This is a genomic window from Paenibacillus sp. 2RAB27 (genome assembly GCF_052115445.1).
Lineage (GTDB): Bacteria > Bacillota > Bacilli > Paenibacillales > NBRC-103111 > Paenibacillus_E.
In genome coordinates, this window is sequence record NZ_JBFRGR010000050.1 from 1 (window position 1) to 14,527 (window position 14,527).

General features: G+C 43.6%; 14 protein-coding genes. 2 read left to right on the top strand and 12 right to left on the bottom strand.

The genetic code is table 11. The features are described from left to right. Positions 1-446: 446 nt before the first annotated feature. The 5 genes from AB4114_RS32895 to AB4114_RS32915 form a co-directional block, all read right to left on the bottom strand. On the bottom strand, positions 447-908 hold the full coding sequence (locus tag AB4114_RS32895) for an SRPBCC family protein (RefSeq protein WP_441992193.1): 462 nt from the start codon (positions 906-908) through the stop codon (positions 447-449). A 129-nt stretch (positions 909-1,037) separates the two neighbouring features. Next, positions 1,038-1,388, bottom strand: coding sequence for a hypothetical protein (locus AB4114_RS32900; protein ID WP_056621408.1), 351 nt, complete (start codon positions 1,386-1,388; stop codon positions 1,038-1,040). Between the two features lie 86 nt (positions 1,389-1,474). Then, complete coding sequence (locus tag AB4114_RS32905; protein WP_441992194.1) at positions 1,475-2,068, bottom strand: YdeI/OmpD-associated family protein; 594 nt, start codon at positions 2,066-2,068, stop codon at positions 1,475-1,477. Positions 2,069-2,230: 162 nt separating this feature from the next. Then, positions 2,231-2,824, bottom strand: coding sequence for an ankyrin repeat domain-containing protein (locus AB4114_RS32910; protein WP_441992195.1), 594 nt, complete (start codon positions 2,822-2,824; stop codon positions 2,231-2,233). Between the two features lie 39 nt (positions 2,825-2,863). Beyond that, positions 2,864-3,508 (bottom strand): formylglycine-generating enzyme family protein, encoded by a 645-nt coding sequence (locus AB4114_RS32915; RefSeq protein ID WP_441992196.1) that lies wholly within the window; start codon positions 3,506-3,508, stop codon positions 2,864-2,866. Between the two features lie 202 nt (positions 3,509-3,710). Between AB4114_RS32915 and AB4114_RS32920 the strand changes: the two genes are divergently transcribed. Beyond that, positions 3,711-5,459: an ABC transporter ATP-binding protein gene (locus tag AB4114_RS32920; RefSeq protein ID WP_441992197.1), complete on the top strand. Its 1,749-nt coding sequence runs from the start codon at positions 3,711-3,713 to the stop codon at positions 5,457-5,459. After that, on the top strand, positions 5,443-7,293 hold the full coding sequence (locus AB4114_RS32925; protein WP_441992198.1) for an ABC transporter ATP-binding protein: 1,851 nt from the start codon (positions 5,443-5,445) through the stop codon (positions 7,291-7,293). The genes AB4114_RS32920 and AB4114_RS32925 overlap by 17 nt, the downstream gene beginning before the upstream one ends. Before the next feature lie 324 nt (positions 7,294-7,617). On the opposite strand, the gene AB4114_RS32930 is transcribed toward AB4114_RS32925, so the two are convergent. The 7 genes from AB4114_RS32930 to AB4114_RS32960 form a co-directional block, all read right to left on the bottom strand. Then, entirely contained in the window at positions 7,618-8,133 is a 516-nt protein-coding gene (locus AB4114_RS32930) for a GNAT family N-acetyltransferase (protein ID WP_441992199.1), read from the bottom strand. A 24-nt stretch (positions 8,134-8,157) separates the two neighbouring features. Beyond that, on the bottom strand, positions 8,158-8,511 hold the full coding sequence (locus AB4114_RS32935; RefSeq protein ID WP_441992200.1) for a hypothetical protein: 354 nt from the start codon (positions 8,509-8,511) through the stop codon (positions 8,158-8,160). A gap of 41 nt (positions 8,512-8,552) precedes the next feature. Beyond that, the gene (locus tag AB4114_RS32940; RefSeq protein ID WP_441992201.1) at positions 8,553-9,281 is read right to left on the bottom strand and encodes a class I SAM-dependent methyltransferase; all 729 of its coding nucleotides are present in this window, start codon (positions 9,279-9,281) and stop codon (positions 8,553-8,555) included. A gap of 30 nt (positions 9,282-9,311) precedes the next feature. Continuing rightward, positions 9,312-10,238 carry an NAD(P)/FAD-dependent oxidoreductase gene (locus tag AB4114_RS32945; protein ID WP_441992202.1) on the bottom strand — a complete coding sequence of 309 codons (927 nt, stop codon included), beginning with the start codon at positions 10,236-10,238 and terminating at the stop codon, positions 9,312-9,314. Positions 10,239-10,321: 83 nt separating this feature from the next. After that, complete coding sequence (locus AB4114_RS32950; RefSeq protein WP_441992203.1) at positions 10,322-10,720, bottom strand: RrF2 family transcriptional regulator; 399 nt, start codon at positions 10,718-10,720, stop codon at positions 10,322-10,324. A 516-nt stretch (positions 10,721-11,236) separates the two neighbouring features. Then, the gene (locus AB4114_RS32955; protein WP_441992204.1) at positions 11,237-12,910 is read right to left on the bottom strand and encodes an alpha/beta hydrolase family protein; all 1,674 of its coding nucleotides are present in this window, start codon (positions 12,908-12,910) and stop codon (positions 11,237-11,239) included. Positions 12,911-13,468: 558 nt separating this feature from the next. Then, on the bottom strand, positions 13,469-14,323 hold the full coding sequence (locus AB4114_RS32960; protein WP_441992205.1) for an alpha/beta hydrolase: 855 nt from the start codon (positions 14,321-14,323) through the stop codon (positions 13,469-13,471). Between the last annotated feature and the right edge of the window lie 204 nt (positions 14,324-14,527).

Here is a 14,527-nt window from a genome sequence, read left to right on the forward strand (position 1 = left end):
GTCTAATTGAGGGTCATTCGGTTTAGAGCGAAGCATGAGGTTCACCACTTTCAAGAGTATACTTATATTATACCAAATTAACGCGGTAATGTGATGAACTAAAAAGAAAATAATAAAGACTGTCGAGACTTTCTCGACAGTCTGAAAAACTCCAGCTATTTTCAACCATTTTCTCGCTTTCTGAGTAATTGGTTAAATTTAACTGGAGTTTTTCCATCTAAATGGTAAATTTCACTGTTTCCAGCAAAATTAGCTGTACAAAATACATCTAATCCTATCAATCAGCTACTATCTGGCCCAATACCTGCTAAATGCTYGTCCAATCCTACACTTCCATCGCCGTATTTCGAAGCACCATATGGATATTGTCCTCCCAAAATTGAACGAATGACATGCGATTCGTCTTACGAATGACTTTCATATACGTGCTTCTTACCAAGCGAAAATCAGGAAATATGTGCGTATGGAGCCTTGTCCGAAACAAGATTCAAGCGGATGCCATGTTCCAGATACGCTTTCAATCCGCATAAAACGATCGTAAATCCTTCGGTTGAATTCAGCGCTTGTTTCACTTTTTCATCCGGACTTCCTTTGAAACCCGAGTCAGTGATGGTCACGAAAGTTTCGTTATCTGCTTGAGCCGTAAAGGTCCACTCGACCAATGTACCCCAATCCAGCAAAATTCGTTTGTTGACTTCAATTTCTTTGACATCGACATCTGCGGTTGCCCCATACATAGCCCAATGCCATTGCACCTGTGATCCAGCCTCTAATCTGCCGGTGCCGTGGGTAAACCAAAAATTCGACGTCATCTCAGGATCGATAAAAGCGTCGAACACCTCTTGAATAGGTTTTCGAATCAGCATTTCAACTTTAACCATCGGATCTTGATGAAGCTCATTAGCCATGTTCCATGCCTCCATTACTTTCCTATTTTTCATTATCATAGCATAGGAAGATGACCAACCAAAAATAAAAGCAGTTCCCACAGATACGTTCTCCGTGAAAACTGCTCTATCTCCTTACTATCCAGCAACTTAGACAAAATGATGGCCACATGACGAACAGAACTTGGTGTCAGCCGCAACAACTTTACCACATGTGCATTCTTTTTCATTCCGAACCTCGGCAATTTTCTGCTCAAGCTCACTAATCTCTTGATTGATTTGTGCGATACCTTGGCAATACTCCGAAACATTGGCTTCCACCTGTGTGTAATCTCCAGATAGATAGGATGTGTACACCGATTCGCCGATAATTTTGTAAATTTTATCAATTTCTCTCTCTTTCAATGAAACTTGCGTTTTGAATTTCGTTATTTCCACGGTTTGTTGTGCTTTTTTCGCCGCTTCCGATGCCCCTTGCTTAACTTTATCAAAAAATGACATTTGCCTTCCACTCCCCAGCCCAATAAGTTATTCGGTTCATAACGAATCATATGCGAAAATGTCGGAAAGTAATACCGTGTGACAGGCTAATCTTGCAATCCCTTGCCTTCGAGAATGTGCTGCTCATATTTTTCAATTCTGGAAACCCGGGTTTTCGATTGCTTTGGTTCCGAAAAATGAAGTAAGTAGGCTCTTTGCCGTCCAGGTGTCAACGCTTCGAAAGCACTTTTCAAAACAGGCATTTCTTCAAATTTACTATGTAGTTCTTCAGGTATTTTGTATTCGGTACTTTTCTTGAAATTAACTTCGATGCCGGCTTTTTCAACTTCAAGCGCTTCATAGATATAGGCTTTCAGAATTGATTCCATTGCAGCAACTTCACGAACATTCGTGAATCGCATCTGGCGCCCCGCCTGGACATTCTCCGTTTGCTGAATGAGAACACCATTGGCATCCTGTAACAAAGAACCTTTGAAAAACAGAACCGCACAATAGTCTTTAAATCCATGTACTAATACGATGTTTTTATTCTGAAACGTGTAACATGGACAGCCCCACTTCACTTCTTCGTTTAGTTGACACGCCTGAATAATTTTTCTTAATTCCCCGAATTCATCCTTCCACCTTTTGGCTTTCCCATAAAATTCATCAACCGAAATACTCATTCTACTACTTACCATGAAAGAGCACCTTTCTTGTTCATCGTGTAATGCTAAGTTCAATTGTACTACTTTTTTGAAAATTTTACTGACTGTCCAACTTTACTTAACCTTGGACGGCTCTGTTCCCGCTATACTTTTCCTCTCACGGAATTCGAAAGGGGTTCGGTTCGTGATTCATTATTATTGCGCTCCTGCATTTATCAGTATTTGTTCAATTTCTGGAAAGCCATTTCGCTTCGCATGTTGAAGCGGCGTAACGCCATCCCGATCCGCAATATTTACGTTCGCACCATGGTCGATKAGCAGTTTGGCAATTTGCTGATGCTTAGGACCACCATTGCTCAATATTGTTACTTCAAGTAATGCAGTCCAACCTAGATTGTTAATGTGGTTAACATCCACATCTGTCGTTGAAAGCAACTCTCTTACATTTTCAACATGGCCTTTTTCTGCTGCTGGTATAAKGGCATTCCCTCCGTAACGATTCGTCAGTTTCGTGTCGGCCCCAGCCTCGATAAGTAGCTTCAATATTTGAAGACGTCCTTCGGCACCTGCGTATAGAAATGGATTATCCTGCATCGCATCTTTCAAATTGATATCTGCCCCGGCTTCGATCAATAACTTTACTATTATAGGATTGTTGGCATGCGTTGCCGCCATGATAGCCGTCCTACCTCTGTGGTCTCGCTCATTTAAGTCAACCCCTTGTTCCAGAAGTTGTTGTAATTCTGCCAAATCATTCTGCTCAACCGCAGCAATTAACGCTTGACTCATGGTAGTCACAACCTTCCAAATTCGAATTTGTATGATTATTTATAAAGATTTTGCAACACGAAATCCAAGATCATCTATGCGAAATGTTGGATGACTACGACGACGACAGGTTGTCCCGCAACCTCGTTCCTCTTCAGCCCAGCTGCCACCACGAAAAATGCGATAGGAGCCGTATACTTTTTCATCGTACACATCCCAACACCATTCCCAAACATTTCCCAGCATATCGTACAAACCCCATGGATTCGGTTCCCTTGTTCCTACTTCATGGACTTTGCCCTCTGAATTATCTTCATACCAGGCAATCTTATTTAGCTCACCGTAAGTATAACCAGTCGTCCCTGCTTTACAGGCATATTGCCATTCAGCTTCAGTAGGAAGTCTATACCCGTTTGATTCCCAATCACAAATCACTTGTTCACCATCGGAACTGACCGCGTAACACGCCTTCAGTCCTTCTTTCTGCGAAAGTAAGTTACAGAAAGATATGGCCTCATGCCAAGATATATTAACAACCGGCCTAAGATCCTCGTCACTTGTAAGGGGGGATTGCTTAGAAATCGCCTCATATTGGCTTACAGTTACAGGATAGCGAGCAAGAAGGAACGGTCGTATTTCAGCTGTCCATTTGATTTTTCTACGATCGTCTCTTAACTCGACTTCTCCCGCTGGTATTTCAACCATGTCCAAATTCAACACCTCACTATCGATATAGCGTACTAGAATTAACTATATTCTATCTAAAATTACCGCATTATACCAATCCTACCTCTGATTTATCATGTGGATATCGTTAACCTTGTCTTGCACGTGAAATAGCTTCCGTTATAAAATGGCTAGTAACTAAGGATGACTATGGACTGCGGAAAGAGGAGCGTGTGCACCAATGAATTTTATGAAGAAATATATCAGGAAGCACTGGAAATTGTTTCTAGTGGCTGTGTTTTTCGTCATGCTGGAAGCGCTTGCGGATTTAATGCAACCAACAATTATGTCCCACATTCTGGACGTTGGCGTTGCGGAGAAACGGCTTGATTATGTGCTGCGCATGGGTGGTTTGATGCTGCTCATCACGGCGTTCGGAGCCGTCGCTGCTTCTACTCGGAATATTGTCGCCAGCCATGTTTCCCAGAAATTCGGCACAGAACTTAGAGCGGATTTATTTGAAAAGATACAATCGCTTTCTTTCACCAATATCGAGCGATTCGAGCGCGCCTCCTTAATTACACGATTAACGAATGATGTGACGCTGGTGCAAAATTTTGTGAATGGTCTCATGCGCATTTTTGTGAAAGCACCTATCTTATGTATTGGTAGTTTAATTATGGCAATAAGGCTGAATATGCATCTGGCTGTTGTCTTACTTATTGTGGTACCGCTCGTTGGTGTGCTCGTGGCATTGAATTTGAAGGTGGGTTTTGCTAGGTACGTTAATGTGCAAAAAGCACTGGACAACGTCAACCGCGTGATAAGAGAATATTTGTCCGGCATACGTGTTGTGAAAGCATTTAATCGGTTTGATCATGAAGCCGGGAAGTTTCAGAAAGCCAATATCGATTATCAGGACAAGTCGATTCAGGTGACAAGACTGCTTGCGATTTTTAACCCCTCCATCCTACTGACAGTCAATTTTGGCATTGTTGCCGTGCTTTGGCTAGGTGCCTGGCGGGTTAATCAACATCAGATGCAAGTTGGTCATATCGTAGCGTTCGTCAATTATATGACGCAAATTTTGTTTGCCTTGCTGACGATTTCGATGGTATTTAATATGTTCGTTCGGGCCAAAGCCTCCGCTACACGGATCGGTGAAGTTTTCAGTCAAATCAATGAAATGACATGGAACGATACCGCTGCCCTGCCTGCTCAGCGTCCTCGAGGCCGAATCGAATTCACGGATGTATCATTTTCCTATGATGGAGCTGTTGGTGAACCTATTTTGAAACAGATCAACTTGACATGCCTCCCAGGAGAAACAATTGGTATCATCGGCTCCACGGGGTCTGGTAAAAGCAGCCTTGTGAGTCTCGTCCCCCGCTTCTATGATGCGAGTTCAGGCTCGATCCGTGTTGACGGTGTGGATATACGCGAATTGGAGCCTTCCAAGCTGCGAGATCGCATTGCAATCGTACCTCAGAACACCATTCTTTTTAGCGGCACGATTGAAGAGAATTTGCGTTGGGGCCATGAGCATGCTACACATGAAGAAGTTGAACAAGCTGCAATTATGGCAGAAGCACATGGCTTCGTTGCAGCATTTCCTGAAGGCTATGAAACGAGGCTGGGTCAAAAGGGTGTGAACTTGTCCGGTGGACAGAAACAGCGGTTATCCATCGCTCGCGCACTAATTCGTAAACCTGACATTCTGATACTCGATGATTGCACAAGTGCATTAGATACTGCAACTGAGACGAAAATCAAACAATCGCTCAAGGAATTTGCCTCAGGCGTGACTTGTTTGATTATTGCACAGCGAATTTCTTCCGTCATGGATGCAGATAAGATCGTCGTTATGGACTATGGTGAAATCGTGGGCATCGGCACACATGAGATGCTAATGACCAGTTGCCGTATCTATATGGAAATATGTCACTCCCAATTCGGAAAGGAGCTGCCACATCATGTCAAAGCCGAATGATAGTTCGCGACAACAAGCACCTGACGTACCGATGATCACCGGACCACTGGGTCGCGGAGGGCGTGCTCCTGCTGTGAAGCCCAAAAATTTTAAAAATACCATGCGCCGCCTCTGGTCCTATATGGGTACAGAACGAAAGTGGTTGACCATCGTCTTCCTGTTTATTCTAGCAGATGCTGCTCTAACCTTAGCTGGGCCCTATCTCATTGGTGTCGCCGTTGATACCATGGCCGGAGGCGTAGTAGATTATAGCGTTCTCGACGTGGTGATGATTGTTCTGATTGCCACTTACATTGCTGATGGCGGACTTACCTTTATGCAAAGCTGGGTTATGGCTGGGCTGGCACAACGTGTCGTGCGGAGACTTCGCCAAACGATGTTTGCAAAGCTGCAGAAGCTGCCCCTTGCTTATTTTGACGGACGCAGCCATGGCGATGTCATGAGCCGACTATCGAACGATATCGACAATGTAAGCAACTCCATCTCGCAAGCAACTACACAATTGATGACAGGATCTATTGCTATAGTTGGTTCTTTTATCATGATGCTTATTTTAAGTCCAACCCTGACGCTAGCTACGCTCATTACGGTTCCACTTGTGTTCTTGCTGGCCAAAACAATTACCAAACGTACTAGCGTGTTATTCAAAGAGCAACAGGCACAGCTTGGCAAGTTGAACGGTCATATTGAAGAAACGATCTCCGGCCTCCTTGTCGTTAAAGCATTCAATCGTGAGCAGAAAGCAATCCAGGAGTTCAACAACGTAAATGGTCGATTGTATGAGGTTGGACTAAAAGCGCAAATCTGGTCTGGTTTTCTGATGCCTATCCTTGGTGTCATCAACAATGTCGGCTTCTCTTCCGTTGCCATCGTCGGCGGTATTTTGGCCGTCAAAGGTCATATTACTGTCGGTGTCATTGCGAGCTTCCTAAGCTATTCGCGCCAATTCGTAAGACCACTCAATGAGATTGCGAACACTTATAATGTGCTGCAATCCGGTGTAGCAGGAGCAGAACGTGCATTTGAAGTGTTGGATGAAGCGGAAGAGGCTGAGGATGAACCAGGAGCCGTAGATCTGGAGAAACCGATTGGTCACGTTACCTTTGAAAATGTAACCTTTGGTTATCGGCCGGATAGACTGATTATTAAAGAGGTCAGCTTCGAGACAGCGGCAGGCAGCAGCCTAGCTCTGGTAGGACCCACAGGTGCGGGCAAAACGACAATCGTGAATCTTGTAACTCGCTTCTATGATTCGACAAGCGGTACGATCTTGATCGATGGTAGGGATATCAAATCCTATACCCGCAGCAGTCTTCGCCGTAGTTTTGGCATTGTGCTGCAGGATACGTATTTATTCTCCGGCACGATTAAAGAAAACATCAAATACGGCAACCCTGAAGCAACGGATGCGGACGTGATCGCAGCTGCTAAACTGGCAAATGCCGACACCTTCATTAGTCGACTGCCTAAGCGCTATGATACGCCGCTCTCTGAAAATGGCGGAAACTTAAGTCAAGGCCAGCGGCAGTTGCTTGCGATAGCTCGTGTTATTCTCGCCGACCCTTCTATTCTTATCCTGGATGAGGCAACGAGCAGCATTGATACGCGAACAGAGCTTCATATTCAGGAAGCACTCCTCTCCATCATGAATGGGCGTACGAGCTTCATTATTGCTCACCGACTGAATACGATTCGGAATGCGGATACGATTATGGTTATCGATCAAGGTAAAATCGCCGAGCAAGGCAATCACAACACATTAATGAGTCAAAAGGGAACGTATTCCCGGATGTTTTCTAATCAATTCGTTCAATCTACCCCTACGTCAGAATAAATCAGCATGAAAAGGCTGTCTCGAAAGTCAATGTAGACTTTTGAAACAGCCTCTTTTTTTCGTTAATGACCGATGAGAAATCAGCCTGCTTCCCGACGCAATTTAACTGGATTTTCTCCATCTATTTGAAGCAGATCTCTCGAAATTTAAGGTTTAACTGTATTTCCTGTAGTTAAATTCCTTCCATTTGCTCGATTCTTCAAAAATCATATAAATTAAATGTACTTTTTCCATCTAATCATCGAAACACGTCAGATCGGAGCAAATTAGCTGTAGTAAATACATCTAAACTCGAGTCGACAAATACGCTATTCACTCTATGCACTATACCTCTTCATTCAATCTCCGAACCATCAAATCCTCATCATAATACGTACCCTTATATTTCAGTGCATGATGTTCCACACCATAAACCTTAAACCCAAGAGAGACATACAACTTCTTCGCTGCTTCATTATGTGACATGACCGCTAGGTTGATTTGCTCAACGCCATCGCATTCACTAGCTATCCGAATAAGTTCAACCATTAACCTTTTCCCCAAACCTTGACCTTGCTGATTCAAAGCCACATACATCCCATAAACATTACCTTTATGCGCTGTCTTCAAACTGCTCTCTCTTACAAAAGATACGGAACCAATAAGCGTACCACGATCATCAAATGCACCAAGTACAAACGTATCCTTCTTGGGCTTAATACGATCAGCTACCATTTCCATCGTAAATTGAACTTCTCGTTCATACGTTGATCCAAATGCTTCAGGACTGTTTTGCAGCGCAGTCAATCTTAATTCTTGATACATCCTTGCATCATGTTCATCCAGAACTCGAATGTGCAATGATTTCTCCTCCATATCCAATTCTTATTCAGTGAAATGCCAGAGAACACCCGCGGGGTCAATCAGATGAATGGCTCGCTTTCCATAAGGTTGCATCTTAGGCGGAGTCGCTCGAACTTGATATTTACTGACGACCTCGGTGTTTTGGATATGCGTCCACCACGCGTCTATGTCCTGTACACACATTTCTAACATATAGTTTTGTTGTAATTCTACGTTATGATAGTTCTGTAAATGAAATTCCGTCTCGTCAACTTTGAAAATGGCACCCTGATGATTTGAAAATATTTTTTCAAATCCGAGGTCCGAATAAAACTGTACAGCAAGGGCGAAATCCTCGCCTGACGGAACAAATGGGCGTATTTTCTGAGCCTTCATCGTTTTATCTCCTTTTATCCAGAGCGTAGTATGAATTCCAACTACACTTCAGATTCGATGCCTACTCCATTACTTCCTGCATGACAAATCCATCCMCCAAAAAGTCCAGTTACAAAGAACTTCGTTATATTCGTAAAGCCGGATTCTTGCAGTAACCCTTCGATTTGCTTTWCAGGCAAGAATGAAATTTTCATAATACCTGTATTGACCATCTCGTTGACTTTGGAAGGTGCTCTCCCTACATCCAACCAAAAGCTTCCCCAAACATGTAATCTGTCCTTTAGTTCGGTACTATCGCGATCCCCATAGGCACTAACGAGTACAAATGGAGCTCCTGGTTTCAAATGCGAATGAATGGTTCTGATCAGATCCAGCTTCTCTTGCACATTATCGATGAAGTGAAGAACCAATATGCAACTAGCCGCATCGTATACCGCGGTATCCTCGGKCAAATCGTTAATCGTTCCATGAATCAGTTTCACACGATTAGACAGGCCAAGTTGGTTTGTTTTATGTTGTGCAATCTTAAGCATTTCTTCTGAAATGTCCACTCCCGTGAAAGTCCATTCCGGGTTAGTCGGTCCCCATGCGGATAGTTCGTTTCCTCCTCCTGCACCGATGACCAGCACCGAAGCGCCTTCTCTGCTTAATTCAGCTCGGAAATAGGATTGAACCATCCCGAATAACGCGTCATACGTAGGTATTGATACTCGCGCGTTCGTTTCATACACTTGAGCCATTTCCGAATTCATTGTAAAATTATCCTTCAAATGAGACCATCTCCATTCTTTCTTGCCTATTTACTGTAAACTCACTTGATGCCAATTCTCCATTAGCAGTTCGCCGTTTATGCTCATGCCAGCTAACGCACCTAAGGAAGCAGCAGCAATGACTTGATACATCTCTGATGCAGCATCTCCGGCACTATATACACCTGCAACATTCGTTTTACCGAATTGATCTACGACGACCGTTCCCGCTTCCGTCATCGCACAGCCTATTGTTTGCGGCAGATCTGATCCAATCACCAGTTTCGGAGCAAAGAATATTCCCGTACAAGGAACTTGGGTTCCGTCCACTAGCTCAACCTGTTGAACCTGGCCCTCTTTCGAAACAATGGAACGAATCGGTGAATCATAGATTGGTACGTTATGTTGCTTGAGTTCCTCTTTTTCAGTATCTGACATCCCATCAGGTCCGTTCGTGCATAACGTGTACCGACTTGTCCAACCGGAGATCATTTTCGCAAGGTGAAGCGCCTTGGCTCCATTCACGATGAGCACAAGTGGCTGATCCCGTAGTTCCCAACCATCACAATACGGACAAACAAAAGCGCTCTTGCCGTATACCTCAGTCAAACCGTTAATATCCAAGGGAACGTCTTTTTTACCTATTGCAAAAAGCACCTTTTTACCTTGGTACCTCTCCCTCTGAGCTGTCGTGACTTGAAAATCGCCATCCTTTCCTGTTATCGACACTCCTGTATCGGACACAAAATCGACGGATGGATATGCGCGAATCTGTTCAATGGCTATCTGCCGGAACTCGCTTGGTTCAATACCATCACGTGTAAGGAAACCATGTGATTCGCGAGTAACCCTGTTACGAGGTCGCTGCTCATCAATAACTAGCACATTCTTTCTTGCCCTTCCTAATACTAAAGCTGCGTTCAGACCTGCAGGACCTCCACCGATAATCACACAATCATAGTTCATAGTCTTTATCATCTTGATCTTCCTCTCGCTCGTTTTTTATTAGAGACTTAATAGACTCTTAATATCCATAATAAACTTAAAAAAAAGGACGGATCCTATTCCGTCATATGCATGCTTACCAAATCTGCGATCTTCTTACTTGCCAAATACTGTTCCAATTGTCGTTCAGCGTCCATCACAACCTGCTGGATCTGACATCCGTTTCCATGATTAAAACTGCATTCGAACAAAGACGCGGTACCTTCAATGGCACGAATGATATCGAGAAAGGAGATGTCCTGCTGATTCTGCTTGATGCGATATCCACCGTTAGCTCCAGGTGAAGACTGGATCAAACCAGCTTTGACAAGCTTCGTCATCAACTTGGATAGATAAGTCTGAGAAACATTAAGCTTCTCGGCAAGCATTTGCACACCAACAGGTTTGTCAGGCCCGAAGTTTACTAAATATAACATCGCATGAAGGGCATAGTCGGTCGCCTGTGAATATTTCATAAACATGCCTCCATTAAAGACTTTATGAGTCTATAATAGCGTTAATCCAAGTGAGTTTCAAGTTTTTCTTTTTGGCAATGTGACATTTTGATGTTGATTTTTACAGGACAAATCCACATAGCTGTAAAAACGGACAATAACCCACCATAAGCGTATCTAAATGCATTGGCAAATACGGTCCACACTGTTCGGTTGCCCCTACTGATAGAACAGCTGTATCAATTCCACTGATTGAATTTTCCATTGTTGTGTTCTTATAACTAAGCATACTAACACTCCCTAAAAAGACTAGACTTCATAATATTGATAAAGGCTGCCGGATTACTCGGCAGCCGCTGACTTGATGGATAATTACGCTATAGTTCCCAGTTAGTAAATTTCGTAACAATGATCGAAATCATCTATGGTTATCTGCTTAGGCATAAATTAGTTTTTTAAAAGTGTCCTTAACAGAGAGGCCATATCATTGAATCCGCGTGTTTTATTTGTTAGTACTCCATTTACTTTTCTGCAAACTTATTTGTTTTTAACCCAATTGCCGATGTCATTGATGACTTCGGACGGGATGTTACCCTGCTTGAGGTACTCCTGAGGCGTGCTCATGGCTCCCTCGCCTTCGGTATAGAAGTGATTGAGTTTTGGGTACAGGTGATAAGTAACGTCTTTCCGATCTTTCAAGTTGTTCTTCCAGATATCAAGCTGATCTGGCATGACTTGATAATCGCGCCCTCCCTGTAGGACGAGCATTTTTCCTGTCTGAGTCTTCGCCTTTTCAGCGGGCTCATAGCCGCGTAGGTCCATAAACCAATATCCGAGTGAATATTCTTTCGGAGGGTTGGCCGTGGACAAGTTAGGGTCCTTCAAGATAGCAAACTGCTTTTTATAAAAGTCCAACGATTGGGGAGGCATCTGTTTCAGATCTACGAGATAAGAAAATTGCTTTTCCAATAAGTCGAAAAAGGAGCCACCTGGCGCTGACATTAGCACAGTTCCTGCAATTTGCTTATCTTTATCTGCTTCCACAAGACGCGGCATCATGAAACCTCCTTGGCTGTGTCCGAGTACGTAAATCTGTTTAGGATCGATGCCTTCGGTGTTGCTCATTTGTTTGACGGCGGTAAGCGCATCGTCGAGCGCTTCTTCTTTCATCGTCATATATGGCAAAAGACTGAGCTGCGCCGGATATTCAAGGCTGCGTTTTTCGTAACGCAGAACGGCAATACCTTGTGAAGCCAAGCCTACTGCTAGATCGCTGAACGGCTTCAGCGCGCCAAGCCACTCGTCGCGGTCATTCGGCCCCGATCCGTGTACGAGCACAACTACGGGATGCGGACCTTTTCCTGTTGGCAGCGTCAGTGTGCCAGGTAAAGCCCAGCGACCTTCACCGATCATAACTTCCTTTTCGTTATATGTTTCCGAATTCGCATAGCTCGGCAGTTTGTAACCTTCTAGCTTCATTGCTGCGGAAGAATCGAGCAAAAAGTCATCGATCTCTCCTCCATGATTAAATCTGAGGACGAACGGTATTTCGCTTTTTTCAAAAGTGAGTGTGAGCCTCACATTTTCGTGTACAATGGTTTTGTCGGACGTGAGTTTGGTTACACCTTTAAATCTTCCAAGTTGACCTGTTGCGTATCCGAAAAATTGTTTGATACTCTCCACCGTAGCAACTGACCCAAGATTGGCGCTAAAAAACTGCGTCGAACTGTTTGGCGATGAGCCCAAAGCGGAGGCAATAAAAGCTGTCGCTTTGCCGGTGAGATCCGTTTTGTCAAAGATGATGGCTTGGGCTTGGTCATCCCAACCGATTGTGGTACCGAGTGCTTCATTGAGAGCACGAAGCGGAAAATTGGTGCGTTCTTCTACGAGCTGCGCCGCCGACTGCAATGTAATCGCCTTGCCGTCGATTACGGCTTCATTGCTCCCGATTTTCAAGGATAATGCATGTCCGAGATACTTGACGCTTACAGACGAGCTGGTTTCGTCCCACAACACTTCTCCACCGAGATTTTCGACAACTGCACGTAAGGGTACGATTTGCGCTGAACGGTCAGCAGCAATTTGGACATGTGAAGCCGGAGTAACCACCAGCGTCTGATTTGACGCAGCACTTGAGATGGTCGGGAGACTGACGGTTAAGGCCAGCATAGCCGAGATTACTTTTAAGGGGATTGTAGAATTCGTTTTCAAAAGTATGTACCTCCAAAATGGGGAATTTTAACAATATAATTTAGGAATGAACATTCATAATCACCATACACCCTGTTGAAAAAAGTCTAATCAATGGTAAATAAAACTCTTTTTTAATGAACCCATTTCCTTTCCCATTAAATATATTAAAATGAATAGCCACTTGTTCTGGGAAGTTAGAGTACTAAATTACGCCAACAATATAATTTTACGTCGGGTAGGGTCGGATAAGGCTTTACATGCATCGTTCGTGTTGTTCACCTCAWTATTTTTATTTATTTAGATGATTCTCTAATAATCTAAATATATCATTGTTATTAACATTATTCAAGTTGCAAAATGACTAAAAATATGCAACTTTCTTGCTTCCTATTTTGGCAAGTACTTAGATGATCCTATATTTCTAGGGTCACAAGTTGCATAAATTCGATGGATTTGAAACTCCTTAAAGCCAAAATTCACTAGCATTCGCATGAACATCTAGCCAGTCAGAAGACATAAATTCCTGTAAATATATTCGATCCGCTATAAGATTGTCCATTTGCAACACTCCCCTCTCTACGACAATATCCACTGAGCAATATCTTCTACAACGGCAGAGTCCACTGTTTGCGGGATATTATATTCTTGCCAAATATCTTTCAGTGTCCCGTATATCGCTTTCATGAATAGATGGTTCAAGCCGGGATACAGCTTAAAAGAAGCAGATGGATTGTCTTTTAACATCTCGCGGAATCGGTCAAAATCTTTTTCGACCGACACCTGCACATCTTGTTCGCCCTGCATCACGAAAGTCGGTTTTTTACTTTGATAGAAATAATCACGAACAGGATGCTGCTTCATCTCTTTAAGATACCAGCCATAAACAGAAGCAAATAACGGGGTTTGCTGCGCCATCTCTTCTGTCATGTTATCGATGGCGTCGAACTTATCCTGTAGTTCTTTGACCTGCTTTAAGGCGATTTCTTGCTGAGCTTCTTCAAGCTGCTTGATGGAGTCTTCGTTTTGATTGAGGATCACTTCTTCAAGCGTTCGAGCAGTTCCGGCTAAGAGTACAAGCCCTGCTAGATCGCCGCCTTCGGCGTCGATTCGGGGAGCAAGCATCCCGCCTTGGCTGTGTCCAATCAAAAATACGCGGTTTGCATAAACGCGGGGGTCTTTTTTTAGCATATGGATTGCCATAATAGCGTCCTCGATTATTTCTTCCTTTACGGTAAGTTTGCCGCCAAGTTCTGTTATGACTTCTTTGCCATGGGTATTCGTGCGTTTATCATAACGCAACGAGCCAATTCCTTTACTCGCAAGCCCCTCTGCCAAATCTCGAAATAATTTATTGGCACCGATGGTTTCGTCTTTGTCCAAGGGTCCTGAGCCGAACGAATACCACTGCCGGAACTTTTTCGTTGGAGTCATCTGGCAATGTTAAAATTCCTTCGAGTGGATAGGCAGGGTTTGCCACGACCGTAACTTGTTCTATCATTTTTTAACCTCCTTTACGAATTCAGATTCCATTTGCCCTGTTATTCTCACTATATCCTTACTTTTTTACACAATTGTAAATTGTCACATTTCGGAAGTTGACTGCCMTTTACTTCAAAGGACAACGGCAGCCCAGTG

Excerpts from the sequence above, each read along its gene's own strand:
- AB4114_RS32895 (WP_441992193.1), bottom strand. The coding sequence starts at position 908 with ATGGCTAATGAGCTTCATCAAGATCCGATGGTTAAAGTTGAAATGCTG.
- AB4114_RS32900 (WP_056621408.1), bottom strand. The coding sequence starts at position 1,388 with ATGTCATTTTTTGATAAAGTTAAGCAAGGGGCATCGGAAGCGGCGAAA.
- AB4114_RS32905 (WP_441992194.1), bottom strand. The coding sequence starts at position 2,068 with ATGGTAAGTAGTAGAATGAGTATTTCGGTTGATGAATTTTATGGGAAA.
- AB4114_RS32915 (WP_441992196.1), bottom strand. The coding sequence starts at position 3,508 with ATGGTTGAAATACCAGCGGGAGAAGTCGAGTTAAGAGACGATCGTAGA.
- AB4114_RS32920 (WP_441992197.1), top strand. The coding sequence starts at position 3,711 with ATGAATTTTATGAAGAAATATATCAGGAAGCACTGGAAATTGTTTCTA.
- AB4114_RS32925 (WP_441992198.1), top strand. The coding sequence starts at position 5,443 with ATGTCAAAGCCGAATGATAGTTCGCGACAACAAGCACCTGACGTACCG.
- AB4114_RS32935 (WP_441992200.1), bottom strand. The coding sequence starts at position 8,511 with ATGAAGGCTCAGAAAATACGCCCATTTGTTCCGTCAGGCGAGGATTTC.
- AB4114_RS32945 (WP_441992202.1), bottom strand. The coding sequence starts at position 10,238 with ATGATAAAGACTATGAACTATGATTGTGTGATTATCGGTGGAGGTCCT.
- AB4114_RS32950 (WP_441992203.1), bottom strand. The coding sequence starts at position 10,720 with ATGAAATATTCACAGGCGACCGACTATGCCCTTCATGCGATGTTATAT.
- AB4114_RS32960 (WP_441992205.1), bottom strand. The coding sequence starts at position 14,323 with ATGACTCCAACGAAAAAGTTCCGGCAGTGGTATTCGTTCGGCTCAGGA.